The sequence below is a fragment of the Mediterraneibacter torques genome, assembly GCF_044591705.1.
Classification (GTDB): Bacteria; Bacillota; Clostridia; order Lachnospirales; family Lachnospiraceae; genus Mediterraneibacter; species Mediterraneibacter torques.
On sequence record NZ_CP172594.1, the window covers coordinates 1217229 to 1235182 of the forward strand.

Below are 17954 nucleotides of genomic sequence, written 5' to 3' on the forward strand. Positions count from 1 at the left end.
AGGTAATCAAAATGTCAAATAGCGAAAAAGCACTTCAGATGCATGAACAATGGAACGGGAAACTGGAAACAACAGCAAAAGCCCACGTCAATTCCCGCGAGGATCTTGCGATCGCTTACACTCCGGGAGTAGCGGAACCGTGTAAAGTTATCGCAAAAGATCCGGAAGCCGCATACAAATATACAATCAAATCCAACACTGTAGCAGTCGTTTCCGACGGAAGCGCCGTACTTGGCCTCGGAAACATCGGCGCTCTTGCCGCAATGCCTGTTATGGAAGGAAAGGCCGTACTTTTCAAAGAATTCGGCGGTGTCAATGCAGTACCGATCTGTCTTGATACCCAAGATACAGAGGAGATCATCCGTACTGTCGTAAATATTGCTCCGGCATTCGGAGGAATCAATCTGGAAGACATCTCGGCTCCCCGCTGTTTTGAAATCGAAACACGTTTAAAAGAACTGCTTGATATTCCTGTTTTCCATGACGATCAGCACGGAACCGCTATCGTCGTACTTGCCGGAATCATCAACGCCCTGAAAGTAACCAAAAAAGAGAAGGAGACATGCCGCGTTGTCGTAAACGGAGCCGGCAGCGCCGGAGTTGCGATTACGAAACTTCTTTTAAATTACGGTTTCAAAGACATTACAATGTGCGATATTAACGGAATCATCTCAAAAGATTCAGAGAACTTAAACTGGATGCAAAAGGAAATGGCAAAAGTGACTAATTTAAAAAATGCTTCGGGAACTTTGGCCGACGCTTTAAAAGGCGCAGATATTTTTGTCGGTGTTTCCGCTCCCGGCATCGTCACAAAAGACATGGTTGCTTCTATGAATAAAGATGCCATTTTGTTCGCTATGGCGAATCCTGTTCCCGAGATCATGCCTGATCTTGCCAAAGCCGCAGGTGCGAAAGTCGTCGGAACGGGACGTTCGGATTTTCCGAATCAGGTAAATAACGTAGTAGCTTTTCCGGGTATCTTTAAAGGCGCTTTAGAAGGCCGTGCTTCTCAGATCACAGAAGAAATGAAACTCGCCGCTGCAAAAGCGATCGCCGGACTTGTCCCGGATGAAGAACTTTCCGAAGATAATATTTTACCTCAGGCATTTGACCCATGTGTTGCGGAAACAGTCAGCCGCGCAATAAAGGAATTGATTTAATGGCGCCTGTTTTTTCACAGTTTCAGCCAGATGGGGAACGTTATCGTTCCCTGAATCTCTATCTTAAGAAACTGTTCGGAGAAAAAGTATATAAGGTCACTTTAAACGGAGGGATGACATGTCCGAACAGAGACGGACATATCGGAACCGGCGGATGTATTTTCTGCAGTGCGATGGGATCCGGTGACTTTGCGGGAAACGCTTCGCTTTCTATTACCGAACAACTAAGGGAAGGCAAAGACGCAATCAGAAAAAAGCGCCCCGTACGCAAATTTATCGCTTATTTTCAAGCGTTTACAAACACTTACGCTCCTGTAGATCATCTTGAAAAAATATTTACCGAAGCAATAAACGATCCCGATGTCTGCGCTCTCTCAATCGCCACCAGACCCGATTGTCTGCCTCCTGCCGTACTTGAGCTGCTTGGCAGATTAAACCGGATCAAACCTGTCTGGGTAGAGTTGGGACTTCAGACGGTCAATTCCGAAACGGCACGTTTCATCCGGCGCGGATATCCGACGGATGTATTTGATCATGCGGTGCACCGGCTTCGTATGCTTGGAATCACTGTCATCGTTCACGTCATCCTCTTTCTTCCGTACGAAACGAAAGAAATGATGTTCCATACGATCGATCATTTGAACAAACTTGATATTCAGGGGATTAAACTGCAGCTTCTTCATATATTGAAAGGAACAGATCTCGCAGCCGTTTACGAAAAAACACATTTTCACGTACCTGATATGGAAGAATATATCGAACTGCTCGGGTCATGTATCGCAAAACTGCGCCCTGATATCATTGTTCACAGACTGACAGGAGACGGACCTAAAGAACTTCTTATCGCGCCGTTATGGACAAGCGCAAAACGAACCGTCTTAAATCGGTTTCATCAATATTTAAAGCAACAAGACATTTGGCAGGGAAAGGATTATCATGTCTGAAACATTTACACTGTATAAACTAATCATACTCTATATGCTGAACAAAGTTGATTTTCCGCTCACCACTTCCCAGATATCGGAATTCGTACTGGATAAAGGGTACACAACTTATTTTAAATTGCAGGAGGCAATCTCCGAACTGACGCAGTCCGAGCTGATCCGCACCGAGACAACCCACAATCGGACTCTCTATCATCTCACAGAGAGCGGTGCGGAAACGATCCATTATTTCAGCAATAAAATTTCATCCGCCATACGCAAGGATATCGACGATTTTCTGACCGAAAAACAATATGACTTAAAAGAAGAAGTATCTGTAAAAGCCGACTACTATCTAAACACAAATCAGGAATACGAAACAAGATGTCAGATTGTAGAAAACGGTTTCAGCCTGATCGACTTAAAATTAACTGTTCCGACTGAAAAAGAGGCTAAAGCCATCACAAATCACTGGAATTTAAAAAGTCAGGAAATCTACACATTACTCCTTACGAATCTTCTGTAAGTATTCCGTTATCGTTTTTTCGTATCCGAGTATGCCCGGTTCATAGAATCGGGCATTTTTTATTTCATCAGGAAGGTACTGCTGTTTCACATAATGATCCGGATAATCATGAGCGTACTTATAATCTGTGCCATGACCGAGTTTTTTTGCCCCTTTATAATGCGCGTCTCTAAGATGTGCCGGCACGCTTGTCTGATAGTTCCTCACCGCTTCATTTGCCGCAAAAATCGCATTGACCGCAGAGTTACTTTTAGGCGCACATGCTACATACGTCACTGCCTGAGATAAAATAATCTGAGACTCCGGCATGCCGATCCGCTCTACCGCCTGTGCCGCCGAAACGGCAACCGTCAGAGCCATCGGATCTGCATTTCCCACATCTTCCGCTGCGCATATCATAATGCGGCGGGCAATAAACTTGACATCTTCTCCCGCATACAGCATTTTTGCCAAATAAAACACTGCCGCATCCGGATCTGATCCACGCATACTTTTGATAAACGCCGAAATAATATCGTAATGATTATCCCCTTTTTTATCATAGTTTACCACTCTTTTCTGTATACATTCCGAAGCTGTTTCAAGAGTAATATGAATAATCCCGTCTTCTGACCGTTCTGTCGTTAAAACGCCCAGTTCAATCGCATTCAACGCGCTTCTGGCATCTCCTCCCGACATATCCGCTAAAAATTCAAGCGCTTCTTCTTCTATCTTGGCGCCAAAACTTCCGAGACCTTTTTCTTCATCTTCCACCGCACGTCTAAGCAATATTTTAATATCTTCTTTCTCAAGCGGTTTCAATTCAAACACGGCAGAACGGGAAAGCAAAGCTCCGTTTACCTCAAAATATGGATTTTCTGTTGTAGCCCCGATCAATATCACTGTTCCGTCCTCCACAAACGGAAGGAGATAATCTTGCTGGCCTTTATTAAACCTATGAATCTCATCGATAAAAAGAATCGTCCGTTTCCCGTACATTCCCTGCATATCTTTCGCTTCTTTTACGACTTCCTCCATATCCTTTTTCCCCGCAACAGTCGCATTGATCTGCTTAAATTCTGCACTTGTCGTATTTGCGATCACTTTTGCAAGAGTTGTTTTACCTGTTCCCGGAGGACCGTAAAAAATAACGGAACTAAGCTTATCCGCCTTGATCGCCCGATATAACAATTTATCCTTTCCTATAATATGCTGTTGGCCGACCACTTCATCCAAAGTCTTAGGGCGCATTCTGGATGCCAGCGGCGATTCTTTTTCCTTCTTTGTCTCCCTCATATAATCAAATAAATCCATCTGGTTCTTCCTTTCGTCACTCTTCTTGTTTTCTCTGTAAATCTACTCTGCCTGTATCAAACTGCGGATTACTTCTCCTGCGATCAGCAAGCCCGCAACAGGCGGAACAAACGAAACACTTCCCGGAATGGTTCTTCGCATTCCCTTCTCTTCTTCTGTCGTACGCCCCTCTGCGCTGATCGGCTTTTCCTTTGAATACAACACTTTCAAATGTGTGATGCCTCGGTTTCTAAGTTCCTTTCTCATCACTTTACAAAGAGGACATACACTTGTTTTTGACAGATCTGTAATCTCAAACATTTCTGCATGAAGCTTATTTCCTGTACCCATGCTGCTTATAATCGGAATATTCCGTTCCCCGGCAAGTTCCGCAAGGACAATTTTCGCACTGACCGTATCGATCGCATCTATTATATAATGAATAGTTCCGATCTGTTCCAGAAGTTCTTTTGCATTGTCCGGCAGAACAAAAGTCTCGTATGTTTCCACTTTGATATTCGGATCGATGTCTTTGATTCTCTCTCTCATCACATCCGTTTTCATTCTTCCGATCGTACTATGATAAGCAATCGACTGCCGGTTAATATTTGTAAGCGATACATCGTCATTGTCGATCAATATCAATCTCCCGATACCGCACCTTGCCAATGCTTCGATACAGTGAGATCCGACGCCTCCTACACCAAACACGGCAACAGATGCTTTTTTTAATTTTTCCATATTTTCACTGCCAATTAAAAGTTCTGTTCTTGAATATTCGTTTATCATCCGTTCTCCTATCCTGTTCTTTCAAACTATCAATTAATAATCAATTCGTCTGCTGTCACAAACTCATATCCTTGTTTCTCCATAATATCAACAATCTGTAATGCGGCCTCCACCGACTCTCCGTAACAGTCATGCATAAGGATTACATCTCCTTCTTTTGTATCCGCCGTTACTTTCTCGACAATTTTTTCCGTGTCTTTTGTAACCCAATCAAGAGAGTCAACCGTCCATTTCACATATATTTTATCGGGATCTTCTTCTCCTTCCGGCATTGCCCCAAACGGCGGACGGATAAATTCCGTCTCATGTCCTGTGATCTTTTTAATCGCCTCATCTGTAGTTTTAATCTCTTTTTCAGCCTCTCTGCCGCTGATTTTCGACAGATCGACATGACGATATGTATGATTTCCGATCAAATGACCTTCTTCATACATTCTTTTTACGATTTTTTTGCTTTCTTCTTGTTCTGTGTTTGCTCCGATCAGAAAAAATGTTGCTTTGATCCCCCGTTCTTTTAAACCGTCCAAAAGCATCGGAGTATACTTTATATTCGGCCCGTCATCAAACGTAAGCGCAATCTTCGGTTTCTGCTCTTCTCCCCCTGCACATTCCGCCGCAACATCTTCTGACGCCGTTGAAACAGCCGTTTGAAAATCAAATGGAAAAAAGCGCAGCACTGCTGCCAACACCAAGATCTGCATCCATATTTTTCTGTTTCGCTCCATTGCATCTCTGCCTTTGATTTCTTTCACTTTCCAGTATATGTTCTTCTTCTCTTATAGATGCAAAGCGTTCCGTTTTGCAAGATATACCGTCATATTTTTCTTACACGGCTCTTTCTGTACTCTGACGGACTTTCCCCTTTCTGCTTACGAAAAGCTTTTGAAAAATAAAGATTATTTTCAAAACCGACCGAATAAGCAATCGCCGAGACCGAAAGATCTGTCTCTCGCAGAAGTCGACACGCCTGCTTGATCCTGTATTCCGTCAAATATTCTTTCGGCGATCTGTTCATATAATTTTGAAAAGAACGAAACAAATGGCTTCTGCTTATCCCGACATAGGAAGCAATCTCTTCTACCGTAATAGGATATGAATAATTTGTTTCTATATAACTCTCCGCCTTCTCTGCGTAAGTCAGCTGTATCGCCTTTTCTTTCTCTTCATGCTCTGCGTAATGCATAAACACTGCCAGCAGACTGTACATCTCCCCTGTCATAGCGACAGCGGCCTCATATGTATTTCCTTTCGCATTATAAATCCGTTCCAGTCCGTCACGTATCTTTTCTGTCGGAATCCTCCCTTTTAAAATATACGGAGTCTCCCTGCTAAATTCTGTATTTCTGATAAGAGACGCCGCATCCGCGCCCATAAACCCTGCCCATGCATATTCCCACGGCTTATCCGCATCTGCCTGATACCTAAGCTCTACTCCCGGATAGAGAATAAACGTATCTCCTTCTTCCAAATGCTTTGACACAGTTCCCGTACAATAACATCCGCTCCCCGACAAAATGTGATGAATACAATAGTGATCTCTCACTCCGGGCCCCCACTGATATTCGGGATCACATTTCTGATATCCGACATTATATACGGACAAAGAATTCAGCAGATTTTCCCCTGTTTTATACGAATGTTTATATGATGCTTCCATAGAATCCCCTTTCTTGATCCTTCGTTTCATATCCCGATCATCAAACTATATCCATTATAAACTTTCCCTTATTATAAATGCAACATTTTTACATGGATTCGCACGGATTTTTTATAGACCTTTTCACTGCTTTCATCCTATACTATAGACAGAAAATTTCGAGAAAATAAAAAACTTTCCACAAATTAATTAACAAAAAACAGAAAAAAGGAGTCCGATCATGCTTTATGAATCAATCAAAAAATTAGTGCAATATGGGATAGATACCGGTCTTACTCCCGAATGCGAACGTGTTTACACAACAAATCTTCTTCTTGAACTCTTTCATGAAGACAACTACGAAGACATCGAATGTACTTCCGACAACCGTGATCTTGAGGAAATTCTCAAAGATCTTCTTGACGAGGCCGTAAAACGGGGAATTATAGAAGACAGCATTACATACCGTGATCTTTTTGACACAAAAATCATGAACTGTCTGATGCCGCGTCCTTCACAGATCCAAAAAGAATTTCAGGAAAAATATAACATTTCTCCTGAGGAAGCCACCTCTTACTATTATAAATTAAGTCAGGACAGTGACTATATCCGCCGCTACCGCATCAAAAAAGATCGAAAATGGACAGTCGAAACCAAATACGGCACACTTGACATTACGATCAATCTTTCCAAACCGGAAAAAGATCCGAAAGCGATTGCCGCTGCAGGAAAAGCGAAATCCGCTTCCTATCCAAAATGTCAGCTCTGCATGGAAAACGAAGGCTATGCCGGACGTTCCAACCATCCTGCAAGAGAGAACCACCGCATCATCCCGATCACGATCCAGGGACGCAGCTGGGGATTCCAGTATTCTCCTTACGTTTATTACAACGAACACTGCATCGTATTTAACGGCGAACATGTTCCGATGAAGATAGACAGAAATACATTTGCCAAACTGTTTGATTTTATTAAACTATTTCCACACTACTTCCTTGGATCGAACGCAGACCTTCCGATCGTCGGCGGCTCTATCTTAAGCCATGATCATTTCCAGGGCGGAAATTATACTTTCGCCATGGCCAAAGCTCCGATCATCGAAAACTTTACTGTGCCGGGATATGAAGACGTGGAAGCGGGAATCGTCAAATGGCCCCTTTCTGTTATCCGTCTGAGAGGAGAAAATACGGAACAGATTATCGACCTTGCAGATCATATTCTTTCAAAATGGCGTACTTATACAGACGAGGAAGCATTTATATTTGCAGAAACAGACGGGGTTTTACACAACACGATCACCCCGATCGCCAGAAAAAAAGACGGTATGTATGAACTTGATCTGACGCTTCGCAACAACATTACAACAGAAGAACATCCTCTCGGAGTATATCATCCGCACGAAGAACTTCACCATATCAAAAAAGAAAACATCGGTCTGATAGAAGTAATGGGTCTCGCCGTTCTTCCTGCAAGACTCAAAGGAGAGATGGAACTTCTAAAAGAATATATCATAGAGAAAAAAGACATCCGAAGCAATGATCAAATTGCAAAACACGCAGACTGGACAGATGCCTTTCTATCAGAGTACGACAATGTTACAGAAGAAAATATCGAACAGATTTTGGAACAGGAAGTCGGAAAAGTATTTTGCAAAGTACTCGAAGACGCAGGTGTATATAAATGCACAGATGAAGGAATTAAAGCCTTTAAACGTTTCATTTCCACACTCTGATGGATATACCTCTGATAAACTTCTCCTTTGGCAATATATCCCCTTCGGAAAGGGAGTAAAAAAGAGGACCTTTCGTTCATTTTGAACGAAAGGTCCTCTTTTTCCATAGAGACTGTTATTTCACAGCCTCTTTTCATAACACGCCTTTCACTTATAAAAAACAAGACATTTTAATATTTCTGATATCGGGCTGATCCGAAAGCGATCATCATAACAAAAATCGGCTCAAGGAAAATCAGTCCGATCGTAAACCCAAGTCCTTTTCCGAAGCTTTTCGCCAGATTCACACAATAAAACACAGACAAAACGATCGTTACCAGTCCGCACAGACCTCCCAGAAATCCCGAAAACGACCAGAAATCTCCGCCTGAAATACTGGAAAATATACTTTCCAACACTGTAAATATGAAATAAATCCAAAACATATTCGGAGTCCACGCGATCTTATAAGCCGTATATGTATTATATACCGGAATTATAGACTTCCAACCGGCCTCTCCCGCTTTCATAAACATCAGCCAGTTTGCGAGAATCGTCAACGCAAACCAGATTAATGCCGCAGCGCCATAGACCACTCCTCCGATCGCGAGAAATAGCATAGAAAATATTGCCCAAGCCATATCGAAACCTCCTGTTTTCCTGTCCGGATCGCTTCCATGAGATACTTTCAGGAAGCGTTATCCATAAATTTATTCCCATTATACTTCTTTACAATCAAAACTACAAGAGAACATTTTTTCTATTTTAAAGCGCTTTACGAAAAATCTTTCAAGCCATCCAGTTTTTTTCTCACTTCTTCCATTTTTACAGAAAACTCTTCATAAAATCCGTTTTCATCATCAGCCCGATATGGCGCCTCAAAAAAGCTCCTCAGCACATATAGAGTCAATATATTTCTGTTTTTATCATCCAGCCCGAAGATCGCATTTTCACAATCTTTCAGAAATCCATGCCACTTCCATATATAGTCCTCATACGCTTTCAAGTTTGCAATTCCGAGCCATTTTTTTATTTTTATCTTACCACGTTCCTTTCTCGCACATTCATGGATCTGGATAAAATATTTTATTCCGTTTTCTTCATAATATCTGCCAAGAGGAAACAGACGGCAGATACCCGGTCTATATGCATGTATGCTGCATCTGCCATACACATCTAAAAACGGACAGACATCTCCTTCCGGCGTCATCCGCACGTTCGGCAATATCATACCGTCTACAATCCCCAGCTCAATTTCCTGTTCCATCAAAGCCGTAAATTCTTTTCCGACCCCTTTTTTAAGCCGCCATATATCCATAGGATCTAATTTGATCGAGTCACCCATTCCTCTGCAGCATGCGGAACACCCCGCACAGTCATGACAATCCGCTTTTACCATATCTCCGGACGAATAGAGACGCCCGTCTGATATTTCATTCAAATCAATATTTCGTTTCATTACTTCTCATCCTCTGATAACTCTGTATTTCTATGCATCAAATCTTCCAGTGTGATACCATCAAAATAATCATTGATCATTTTGTGAAAATCAGTCCACATTCCAATTGTGTGACACTGATCTTTTCTTTCACAGACAGGTGCATTGCATTCCAGGCATGAGACCGGAGCAAGGTTTCCCTCCGTAAGACGAAGGATTTCTCCGACCTTATATTCTTTTGGTTCACGGCAGAGACGATACCCGCCGCCTTTTCCGTGAACGCCTTCTATTAATCCGTTTTTTGTCAGCACCGGCAAGATCCTTTCTAAATACTTCAAAGAAATACCTTGCCGGGCAGCCACGATTTTCATCGCGGCATGCCCGGACTCTTTATTCTGTGCAAGATCGATCATCACTCTTAAAGCATATCTTCCTTTTGTGGAGATCAACATTCAGCACTTCTCCTTTCTCATGCTTTTTGAAAGTCAATCCGCGAACATCGGTGTCGACAAATAGCGATCCCCCGTATCAGGCAGAAGCACTACGATCGTCTTTCCTTCATTCTCGCTGCGTTTTGCAAGCTCTATTGCCGCCCAAACCGCTGCTCCGGATGAAATGCCGACAAGAATACCTTCTCTTTGTCCGATCATTTTTCCTGTGGCAAATGCATCTTCGTCCGAAACTGCGATAATCTCGTCATAAACATTTGTATTTAAAATTTCCGGAACAAATCCTGCCCCGATTCCCTGAATTTTATGCGCTCCCGGAATTCCTTCTGAAAGAACTGCCGACGACTTCGGCTCAACAGCCACGATCTCCACGTCTTTCTTTTTCGATTTCAGATATTCTCCGACTCCGGTCAGGGTACCTCCTGTTCCTACTCCCGCCACAAAGATATCGACCTTCGCATCTGTATCTTCGTAGATCTCCGGGCCCGTCGTGTCCCGATGAGCCTGTGGATTCGCCGGGTTTACAAACTGACCCGGGATAAAGCTGTTCGGAAGTTCTTTTGCCAATTCTTCCGCCTTCTCAATCGCACCTTTCATTCCTCTCGCTCCGTCACTTAACACGAGTTCCGCGCCATATGCTTTCATGATCTGCCTGCGTTCTACCGACATCGTTTCCGGCATCACTATAATAATGCGGTATCCTCTTGCCGCTGCAACAGCCGCAAGACCGATTCCTGTATTCCCGCTCGTCGGTTCGATAATAACAGAATCTTTCTTTAATTTTCCGCTTTTTTCAGCCTCATCTATCATCGCTTTCGCTACTCGATCCTTTACAGAGCCTGCCGGATTAAAATATTCCAATTTTGCCAGGATTTTTGCTTTCAGCCCATGTTCTTTTTCAATATGGGTCAGTTCCATAAGTGGTGTTTTTCCGATCAACTGATCGGCTGATGTATAAATCTTAGACATATTATTATCTCCTTTTTCATGTTTCAATTTTATTTTCTCACAGTTTTTCAACAGATGCAAATCCCTTTTCCAAATCTGCGATAATATCGTCGATATGTTCCGTTCCGATTGAAAGACGGATCGTATTCTGCCGGATTCCCTGCTCCTGCAGTTCCTGTGCGTTAAGCTGAGAATGGGTTGTTGTTGCCGGATGGATCACAAGACTTTTGACATCCGCAACATTTGCCAAAAGAGAAAATATTTCCAAATGATCGATAAACTCGTGCGCTTCTTTTATTCCTCCCTTAATCTCAAATGTAAAAATAGAACCTCCGCCATTTTTGAAAAACTTCTTGTATAAATCATGATCCGGATGATCCGCCAGAAGCGGATGATTCACTTTTTCAACAAGGGGATGGTGATTCAAGTATTCGATCACTTTTTTCGTATTTTCGGCATGACGTTCCAAACGAAGGGAGAGCGTTTCTGTTCCCTGAAGCAAAAGAAATGCAGCAAAAGGAGAGATTGCCGCGCCCATATCACGCAGGATCACCGCCCGGATATATGTCACAAACGCCGCGCCCGGAGCCGCCTGCGAAAACACAACTCCATGATAGCTGTCATTTGGGTCTGTAATAGCCGGATACTTTCCCGAAGCTTTCCAGTCAAATCTTCCCGAATCAACGATAACGCCTCCAAGTGTTGTTCCGTGCCCGCCGATAAACTTTGTGGCAGAATGTACGACAATATCCGCTCCATGTTCGATCGGCCGAATCCAATACGGCGTTCCAAACGTATTATCCACCACAAGAGGGATCTGATATTTGTGAGCTAATTCTGCCAGTGCATCCATATCCGGAATATCACAGTTGGGATTGCCGAGCGTCTCGATATAGAGCGCTTTTGTCTGCTCTGTAATTGCACGTTCTACCGCTTCCAGATCATGGATATCTACAAAACTTGCCGTAATTCCGAGATTCGGCAACGTATGCGCCAGCAGATTATAACTTCCGCCATAAATTGTTTTCTGCGAAACGATGTGACCGCCGTTCTGCGCCAATGCCTGAAGCGTATATGTGATCGCTGCAGCTCCCGAAGCAACCGCCAGAGCCGCTGAACCGCCTTCCAGCGCCGCGATCCTTTTTTCAAATACCTCCTGCGTCGAGTTTGTCAGCCTGCCGTAAATATTTCCTTCTGCCTGAAGACCAAACCTTGCCGCGGCATCGGCACAGTCGTGAAAAACATATGATGTCGTTGCATAGATCGGAACTGCTCTCGCATCTGTCGCCGGGTCCGGACGTTCCTGTCCTGCATGTAACTGAATTGTGTCGAATTTATAATCTGCCATATCTTATCTTCCTTTCTGTTTTTTTACCTACTAAAAAGGTTGGTATTAAGATATCACTTAACACCAACCTCGTCAAGAGTTTTTTCATTTTTTTCATTATAAGGAAAAATTATTTCCTTATTTCTCTGCTTCCAGCAAATATACGCATGCCCCATATGGCTCTAACGACAAATCTCTTTCAAACGTCTCCGCCGCGTTATAATTTGAAATCAAAAGTCTGCTTTTCTTAGCCTGCACCTTTTCTTCTATATGATAATTGATCGTCTTATCCGTAAAGTTTCCGACTACGAGAAGCGTCTCCTTTTCTCCCTTTCTAAGATATGCATATACGCTTTCATTTTCCTTATCCAAAAGCTCATATACCCCATCTGTAATAATCGGCATTTCATGGCGAAGCTGAATCAGTTTTTGATAATAGTAAAAAATCGAATCCTGATCTGCAAGACACTGTTCCACATTGATCTCCTTACAGTTTTTATTCACTCCGATCCACGGAGTTCCTTCTGTAAACCCGGCATTGACCGTATTATCCCACTGCATCGGAGTTCTCGCATTGTCCCTTGATTTCAAGCCGAGAAGTTCCAATGTATCTTTCTCGGAAAAACCTTTTCTTTCCGTAAAATCCCGAAAAATATCAAGCGCTTCCACATCTTTGTACTCATCTATAGACTCAAAATGAGCATTTGTCATCCCCAGTTCTTCTCCCTCATAAATATACGGAGTTCCCTGCATCATATGAAGGATCGTTCCCAGCATTTTCGCCGATTTAACACGATACGGTTCTGATTCATTTCCGAAACGAGATACCGCCCTTGCCTGATCATGGTTGCTCCAGTAAAGACTGTTCCAACCGTCACATTCATGCATTGTATCCTGCCATTTCGTCATCACTTCTTTTAAATCTGTCAATTTCACGCGGTTTTTAGCATATTTTCCATTTTCATCATAATCAAGATGCATATGATCAAAATGAAAGACCATATTCAGTTCATGCCGATCCGAAGCTGTATAAGGCGCCGCCTCGTCTGCACTTGTATGAGGAGCTTCTCCTACAGTCATAATATCGTATTTGCTCAACACTTCCCGATTCATTTCCTGTAGATATTCATGGACGCGCGGACCGCTTGCACAGCCTGCATAATAACTTCCGTATGCTTTGTTTTGAATCACCGGACCATCGGGATAAGCCGGATCTTTTGAAATCAAAGTGATTACATCCATCCGAAATCCGTCAATCCCTTTTTCCAGCCAAAAGCGAAGAATCTCCTGTACTTCTTTCCGGACTTTAGGGTTCTCCCAGTTTAGATCAGGCTGCTCTTTTGCAAACAGATGAAGATAATACTGCGCTGTCTCTTCTACATACTCCCATGCAGGTCCGCCAAAGCTTGATCCCCAGTTATTCGGGATCGTATCTTTCCATATGTAATAATCATGATATGGATTTTCTTTCCCTTTTTTTGCTTCTGTAAACCACGGATGTTTGTCCGATGTATGATTGACAACAAGATCCAAAATGATGCGGATTCCCTTTTCATGAGCCTCTTTTAGCAGCATGTCAAAATCTTCCATCGTCCCAAGCTGCGGCTCTATTTTTTTATAGTTCGATATATCATACCCATTATCAACTTGCGGTGATTCATAAATCGGATTCAGCCAGATCACATCTACTCCCAGCTTTTCAAGATACGACAGTTTTTCTCTGATTCCGTTCAAGTCCCCAAATCCATCACCGTCCGAATCATAGAAGCTTTTCGGATATATTTGATATACCACGCTTTTTTTCCACCATGCTGTCTGATTATTCATCTTCCTCATCCTCGTCATTTGAAACCTCATTTACGTATTTCAGTTCTTCTTTTGCCGTCTCAATTATTTCTTTCATTCTCTCTTCCGTAATATACTTCCCTTGCGGTTCCATAGCAATTTGAAATGCAAGAGGCAGATTCATACCGCTTACGATATGTGTATGCGGTCTCGTACGGTATTTAAAAAACTTTTGATTTACACTTCCGACCATTAAATCCGTCAATACAACAACTTCATCTTCCCCCTCGAATCCGTCCATCACTTCGTCAACCGCTTCTTCTACCGGACGATTGTCCACATAAGCTGACAATGCGATCGTTTCCTGTATCCCTCCGGAAATAAAATTCAATGTATCTTTCATCCCATCCGCCATCTTCTCATGAGATGCTATTATCAAAATTCGTTTCATATGATTCTCCTTCCTTTCCAGTCATCATACTTTTTATACAGTTAAAATCCCAAAAAACGCACATACAAGTGAAATTACAATAATAAGAAGGATCAATTTTGTAGCTGTCCATTTTTTATTCCCAAGTAATTTATATACAAGGAGAGTCAACAGGACCGGAAGAAGAGACGGCATGATCTTGTCCAAAATATCCGTCTGTAAGTTCAATGCCACTTCGCCTACTTTAAAATTCAAAGCTGTCGTTATTTTTACAGAAGTAGCAATCAGCGCTCCGACTACGCTTAAGCCCATGATAGATGCCGCCTCTGTAAATACTGTCAGACGTTTTCCTAAATTTGTGATCAACTTTGTTCCTGACGTATATCCGATCTGGAACATCTTTGATTTTACAAACCAAAATGCGATATTGCACAAAAGCCAAATAATCGCGCCAAGAGGATTCCCCTGCTGTGCCATATATCCTGATATCGATCCGATGATCGTCGGCCACAACACCCATACAAGAGTATCGCCCACTCCTGCAAACGGTCCCATCAAACTCGTTTTCAAAGATTGAACCGTATCTTTTGCCGCAATTCCATCTTTTTCTTCCACCGCAAGCGTTGCCCCGAGAATCATACTGGACATAACTGTCGTAGAGTTGAAGTAATTAAAATGATTATTTAATGCCATTTTATATTCGTCGTCTTTTTTATAAATCTTTCTAAGCACAGGCGCCATTGCCCACGCGATTGCCGGACCCATCTGTGATTCATAATTAAAAATATTGCATGCCATAAAGTTATATCTTGCAGCTGTTTTTCTCAGATCACGCTTTGTCACCTGATAACGTTCTTCTGTCTGTACATCCGTTCCCTGACTCATTTCTTTGTTCATTTCATTACTCATCAAAATCATCTCCCATCTCATCGGCATGTTCTGCTGCTGCCATCGTCACTGCATCCGCTTTATTAATCTCTGTTGTAAAATACCAAAATGCTGCCGCAAATCCTATAATCGCAATTCCAAGAACCGGTACTCCCAAATATGCGGACAGAACAAATCCGACCAAAATAAACGGAAGGAATTTCTTAACCGGCATATATCTCATCAACATTCCGATACCGACTACAGGAAGCATACCTGCCGCAATCGAAAGACCGTTTGTCACCCACTCCGGAATAACTTCCAAGATCAGTTCCACGACATTAGCTCCGAAGCATACTACGATCACTGTCGGGATTATTGTCTGCAAAGAACAAAGAATCGGTCCAATCCACGCTTCCATGTTCATTGTTTTCCATTTTCCTTCATTATTATCTGTCTGCATCTTATGAGCGACAAAGTTTAAAATAATTCTTACAACTACTTCCAACTGGATTGCCAGAAGCCCTACCGGAAGTCCGACTGCAATCGCTGCATCGACTCCTGTTCCGGTTCTCACGGCAATAAACGTTCCTATAATCGTCGCCAAACCATAATTCGGAGCAGATGCTCCTCCCAAAGCTGCAACGCCAAGCGACATCAACTGGAATGTTCCTCCGATCATAAGACCTGTATTCATATCGCCCATGATCAAACCTGATATCATTCCTACAATTACCGAAAACCATGACAAAACAACCGGTCCGTTCTGGTCAACCGTCATATATCCTGCCAAAATCACGATCAAAATATTTTGTATTACTTCCATATCTTTCACCTCAATCTCTCTTTAACAATCCGATTCCGAAAAATCTCATCACATTAAACATATCTCTTTTATCCGAATCTCTTGTTTCTTAATATGCCTCTTCTGCATCTGTCGGAACATATTGAATCACAACCGGTATTCCTTTTCCCTTGATCGTTTCAAGATCCTCTTTTTCTTTTTCATTTAATGCAATAAATTTAGAAATAGGAGTTCTTCCGTCTTCATTAAACATAATCCCAAGATCAACTTTCGGTATCTCTACGCCGCCTTCAATCAGACGGATTAAAGTTTCCGGTTCTTTTACAAGGACAAAAACTCTTTGACCGTCATATTTCCCTGCTTTAAAATTAGCAATCGCCGTCTCTGCCGAAATCACCGATACTCCCGTTCCTGCCGGCTTCGCCATTCTCATACTCGCTTTTACCTCTTCATTGCTGCAAAGAATGTCGTCTACAACCATAAATCTCTTCACCTGAAGCGCCGGCGCCCATTGATTTACGATAATCCCATGAATCAAACGCTGATCAATTCTTGCTAATACTACCATTTTTGTTCCTCCTCTTTTTTAATCATTTTTAGTTTCTTTATTTGTGTTTTTCGTTTACAAATACGTCTCTGTTTTTCGTTTGGTATCGTTACCAATTTTTTGTTTTTAAAAACCGGTTCTATTTTCATACCGGTTTCTGTCCGATTTATGCCGACTGTCTGACTATCAGCTTCAAATCCAACTCTTTTCTTCTTATTCCTTCTGATTCACCTTTTAATTGACGAACCATTTCTTTTGCCGCACATCGGCCTTCATCCTGTACAGGCTGCCATATCGTTGTTAACGGAATCTGGAGATAGGATGCCAATGGCTGATCATCTACTCCCATAATCGCAATATCCTGTGGTATTTTTACACCATTCTTCAGCGCTTCCATCACCATGCCTGCCGCAACCTCATCACTTCCGGCAATTACCGCATCCGGTTTTTCGGAAAGTTCCAAAATCTTCCGCATAATCTTTCGCCCGTCTTCCATTTCCCTCACTCCCGAAAACAGCCATGCCGTATTTGCCGCAATTCCGCTTTGAGCAAGCGCGTCCATATATCCTCTATAGCGATCGCTGTCGATATTAATTCCTTTATCCTGAAGGGTCACTGCTCTTGTTCCTGTACAATATGCAATCTTTCGATATCCTTTTTCCAAAAGATATTTCGAAGCTTTATAAAACCCTTCATACTGTCTGCCGCATACCATCGAAATTTCCTTGTCCTGATTATATTCATTGCAGACGACAAGTTTTCCATATTCGCCATATGATTTCAACTTATCCCAGTCATTCTCTATCGCACATAAAATCACTCCGTCAGCATGCTGCATCTTCAGAAGATTCATTGCGCTTTCTTCACTTTCTTTTTCTCCGTAAGTCTGCACGATCAATGTTCGGTAATGATACTGTCTGCAAGTTTTCTCAATTGAATCGACCAGTTGTGCGAAAAAGTTATTTGTGATAGTAGGAACAACTACCGCTATATTCCCGGAGCCCGAACCTCTTAACTGTCTTGCCGCCTGAAGCGGACTATACCCAAGAGCGTCCATAGCCTCCAGTATCTTCTGTCTCTTTTCCTCCGAAACATGAGGTTTGTTATTGATAACTCTTGAGACAGTTGAAACTGACATTCCTGACAGCCGAGCAACATCTGATATCGTTGCCAAAACTTTTTCCACCTCACTTTTCTCTTTGTTTTCTTGTTTATGTCTTTACAATATACTCACTTTCGTCATTTGTCAATCGCATTTTTGGTATCGTTTTCATATTTGTCAAAACATCCAAAATCCACAAATGAAATTTGGTAGTTTTAACGAATAGGTTTTTGATTTTT

General features: G+C 42.3%; 19 protein-coding genes. 4 read left to right on the forward strand and 15 right to left on the reverse strand.

The genetic code is table 11. From position 1 onward, the window contains the following. Positions 1-11: 11 nt before the first annotated feature. Genes ACH9UM_RS05595 through ACH9UM_RS05605 form a run of 3 tightly spaced genes read left to right on the forward strand, consistent with a single transcriptional unit; the run spans position 12 to position 2609 of the window. Complete coding sequence (locus tag ACH9UM_RS05595) at positions 12-1160, forward strand: NADP-dependent malic enzyme (RefSeq protein ID WP_009242227.1); 1149 nt, start codon at positions 12-14, stop codon at positions 1158-1160. Continuing rightward, a complete protein-coding gene (locus ACH9UM_RS05600) occupies positions 1160-2104 on the forward strand; it encodes a TIGR01212 family radical SAM protein (protein WP_004845764.1) in 945 nt (314 codons plus the stop codon). The genes ACH9UM_RS05595 and ACH9UM_RS05600 overlap by 1 nt, the downstream gene beginning before the upstream one ends. Further along, a complete protein-coding gene (locus ACH9UM_RS05605) occupies positions 2097-2609 on the forward strand; it encodes a DUF4364 family protein (protein WP_004845763.1) in 513 nt (170 codons plus the stop codon). Before ACH9UM_RS05600 ends, ACH9UM_RS05605 begins: the two co-directional genes overlap by 8 nt. On the opposite strand, the gene ACH9UM_RS05610 is transcribed toward ACH9UM_RS05605, so the two are convergent. The 4 genes from ACH9UM_RS05610 to ACH9UM_RS05625 form a co-directional block, all read right to left on the reverse strand. After that, the gene (locus ACH9UM_RS05610; RefSeq protein ID WP_004845762.1) at positions 2586-3902 is read right to left on the reverse strand and encodes a replication-associated recombination protein A; all 1317 of its coding nucleotides are present in this window, start codon (positions 3900-3902) and stop codon (positions 2586-2588) included. The two genes, ACH9UM_RS05605 and ACH9UM_RS05610, sit on opposite strands and share 24 nt — an antisense overlap. A 42-nt stretch (positions 3903-3944) precedes the next feature. Then, entirely contained in the window at positions 3945-4670 is a 726-nt protein-coding gene (locus ACH9UM_RS05615) for a ThiF family adenylyltransferase (protein WP_004845761.1), read from the reverse strand. Positions 4671-4699: 29 nt separating this feature from the next. Further along, complete coding sequence (locus ACH9UM_RS05620) at positions 4700-5395, reverse strand: polysaccharide deacetylase family protein (protein WP_004845760.1); 696 nt, start codon at positions 5393-5395, stop codon at positions 4700-4702. Positions 5396-5484: 89 nt separating this feature from the next. Further along, positions 5485-6327 (reverse strand): AraC family transcriptional regulator, encoded by an 843-nt coding sequence (locus tag ACH9UM_RS05625; RefSeq protein ID WP_009242228.1) that lies wholly within the window; start codon positions 6325-6327, stop codon positions 5485-5487. Between the two features lie 220 nt (positions 6328-6547). Between ACH9UM_RS05625 and galT the strand changes: the two genes are divergently transcribed. Continuing rightward, a complete protein-coding gene (gene galT, locus ACH9UM_RS05630; RefSeq protein WP_004845758.1) occupies positions 6548-8038 on the forward strand; it encodes a UDP-glucose--hexose-1-phosphate uridylyltransferase in 1491 nt (496 codons plus the stop codon). Positions 8039-8208: 170 nt separating this feature from the next. On the opposite strand, the gene ACH9UM_RS05635 is transcribed toward galT, so the two are convergent. The 11 genes from ACH9UM_RS05635 to ACH9UM_RS05685 all read right to left on the reverse strand — a co-directional run bounded on the left by ACH9UM_RS05635 (position 8209) and on the right by ACH9UM_RS05685 (position 17787). Continuing rightward, a complete protein-coding gene (locus ACH9UM_RS05635; RefSeq protein WP_004845757.1) occupies positions 8209-8658 on the reverse strand; it encodes a DUF5684 domain-containing protein in 450 nt (149 codons plus the stop codon). A 134-nt stretch (positions 8659-8792) separates the two neighbouring features. Further along, the gene (locus ACH9UM_RS05640) at positions 8793-9476 is read right to left on the reverse strand and encodes a YkgJ family cysteine cluster protein (protein ID WP_009242230.1); all 684 of its coding nucleotides are present in this window, start codon (positions 9474-9476) and stop codon (positions 8793-8795) included. After that, complete coding sequence (locus tag ACH9UM_RS05645; RefSeq protein WP_400092202.1) at positions 9476-9907, reverse strand: RrF2 family transcriptional regulator; 432 nt, start codon at positions 9905-9907, stop codon at positions 9476-9478. The genes ACH9UM_RS05640 and ACH9UM_RS05645 overlap by 1 nt, the downstream gene beginning before the upstream one ends. A gap of 33 nt (positions 9908-9940) precedes the next feature. Beyond that, positions 9941-10873 (reverse strand): cysteine synthase A, encoded by a 933-nt coding sequence (gene cysK, locus ACH9UM_RS05650; protein WP_004845753.1) that lies wholly within the window; start codon positions 10871-10873, stop codon positions 9941-9943. 37 nt (positions 10874-10910) lie between these two features. Next, complete coding sequence (locus tag ACH9UM_RS05655) at positions 10911-12200, reverse strand: O-acetylhomoserine aminocarboxypropyltransferase/cysteine synthase family protein (RefSeq protein WP_022003021.1); 1290 nt, start codon at positions 12198-12200, stop codon at positions 10911-10913. A 117-nt stretch (positions 12201-12317) separates the two neighbouring features. Further along, positions 12318-14006 carry an alpha-glucosidase gene (locus ACH9UM_RS05660; RefSeq protein WP_044997935.1) on the reverse strand — a complete coding sequence of 563 codons (1689 nt, stop codon included), beginning with the start codon at positions 14004-14006 and terminating at the stop codon, positions 12318-12320. Further along, positions 13999-14415 (reverse strand): PTS sugar transporter subunit IIA, encoded by a 417-nt coding sequence (locus tag ACH9UM_RS05665; protein ID WP_004845748.1) that lies wholly within the window; start codon positions 14413-14415, stop codon positions 13999-14001. The genes ACH9UM_RS05660 and ACH9UM_RS05665 overlap by 8 nt, the downstream gene beginning before the upstream one ends. 33 nt (positions 14416-14448) lie before the next feature. Then, on the reverse strand, positions 14449-15303 hold the full coding sequence (locus tag ACH9UM_RS05670; RefSeq protein ID WP_009242233.1) for a PTS system mannose/fructose/sorbose family transporter subunit IID: 855 nt from the start codon (positions 15301-15303) through the stop codon (positions 14449-14451). After that, positions 15296-16087: a PTS sugar transporter subunit IIC gene (locus ACH9UM_RS05675; protein WP_004845746.1), complete on the reverse strand. Its 792-nt coding sequence runs from the start codon at positions 16085-16087 to the stop codon at positions 15296-15298. Before ACH9UM_RS05675 ends, ACH9UM_RS05670 begins: the two co-directional genes overlap by 8 nt. Positions 16088-16175: 88 nt before the next feature. Next, on the reverse strand, positions 16176-16634 hold the full coding sequence (locus ACH9UM_RS05680) for a PTS sugar transporter subunit IIB (protein WP_004845745.1): 459 nt from the start codon (positions 16632-16634) through the stop codon (positions 16176-16178). 145 nt (positions 16635-16779) lie between these two features. After that, positions 16780-17787 carry a LacI family DNA-binding transcriptional regulator gene (locus tag ACH9UM_RS05685; RefSeq protein ID WP_009242239.1) on the reverse strand — a complete coding sequence of 336 codons (1008 nt, stop codon included), beginning with the start codon at positions 17785-17787 and terminating at the stop codon, positions 16780-16782. Positions 17788-17954 lie beyond the last annotated feature (167 nt).

What these genes read in the sequence shown, in the direction of transcription:
- ACH9UM_RS05595 (WP_009242227.1), top strand. Translation starts at nt 12, where the DNA reads ATGTCAAATAGCGAAAAAGCACTTCAGATGCATGAACAATGGAACGGG.
- ACH9UM_RS05600 (WP_004845764.1), top strand. Translation starts at nt 1,160, where the DNA reads ATGGCGCCTGTTTTTTCACAGTTTCAGCCAGATGGGGAACGTTATCGT.
- ACH9UM_RS05605 (WP_004845763.1), top strand. Translation starts at nt 2,097, where the DNA reads ATGTCTGAAACATTTACACTGTATAAACTAATCATACTCTATATGCTG.
- ACH9UM_RS05610 (WP_004845762.1), bottom strand. Translation starts at nt 3,902, where the DNA reads ATGGATTTATTTGATTATATGAGGGAGACAAAGAAGGAAAAAGAATCG.
- ACH9UM_RS05615 (WP_004845761.1), bottom strand. Translation starts at nt 4,670, where the DNA reads ATGATAAACGAATATTCAAGAACAGAACTTTTAATTGGCAGTGAAAAT.
- ACH9UM_RS05620 (WP_004845760.1), bottom strand. Translation starts at nt 5,395, where the DNA reads ATGGAGCGAAACAGAAAAATATGGATGCAGATCTTGGTGTTGGCAGCA.
- ACH9UM_RS05625 (WP_009242228.1), bottom strand. Translation starts at nt 6,327, where the DNA reads ATGGAAGCATCATATAAACATTCGTATAAAACAGGGGAAAATCTGCTG.
- galT (WP_004845758.1), top strand. Translation starts at nt 6,548, where the DNA reads ATGCTTTATGAATCAATCAAAAAATTAGTGCAATATGGGATAGATACC.
- ACH9UM_RS05635 (WP_004845757.1), bottom strand. Translation starts at nt 8,658, where the DNA reads ATGGCTTGGGCAATATTTTCTATGCTATTTCTCGCGATCGGAGGAGTG.
- ACH9UM_RS05640 (WP_009242230.1), bottom strand. Translation starts at nt 9,476, where the DNA reads ATGAAACGAAATATTGATTTGAATGAAATATCAGACGGGCGTCTCTAT.
- ACH9UM_RS05645 (WP_400092202.1), bottom strand. Translation starts at nt 9,907, where the DNA reads ATGTTGATCTCCACAAAAGGAAGATATGCTTTAAGAGTGATGATCGAT.
- cysK (WP_004845753.1), bottom strand. Translation starts at nt 10,873, where the DNA reads ATGTCTAAGATTTATACATCAGCCGATCAGTTGATCGGAAAAACACCA.
- ACH9UM_RS05655 (WP_022003021.1), bottom strand. Translation starts at nt 12,200, where the DNA reads ATGGCAGATTATAAATTCGACACAATTCAGTTACATGCAGGACAGGAA.
- ACH9UM_RS05660 (WP_044997935.1), bottom strand. Translation starts at nt 14,006, where the DNA reads ATGAATAATCAGACAGCATGGTGGAAAAAAAGCGTGGTATATCAAATA.
- ACH9UM_RS05665 (WP_004845748.1), bottom strand. Translation starts at nt 14,415, where the DNA reads ATGAAACGAATTTTGATAATAGCATCTCATGAGAAGATGGCGGATGGG.
- ACH9UM_RS05670 (WP_009242233.1), bottom strand. Translation starts at nt 15,303, where the DNA reads ATGAGTAATGAAATGAACAAAGAAATGAGTCAGGGAACGGATGTACAG.
- ACH9UM_RS05675 (WP_004845746.1), bottom strand. Translation starts at nt 16,087, where the DNA reads ATGGAAGTAATACAAAATATTTTGATCGTGATTTTGGCAGGATATATG.
- ACH9UM_RS05680 (WP_004845745.1), bottom strand. Translation starts at nt 16,634, where the DNA reads ATGGTAGTATTAGCAAGAATTGATCAGCGTTTGATTCATGGGATTATC.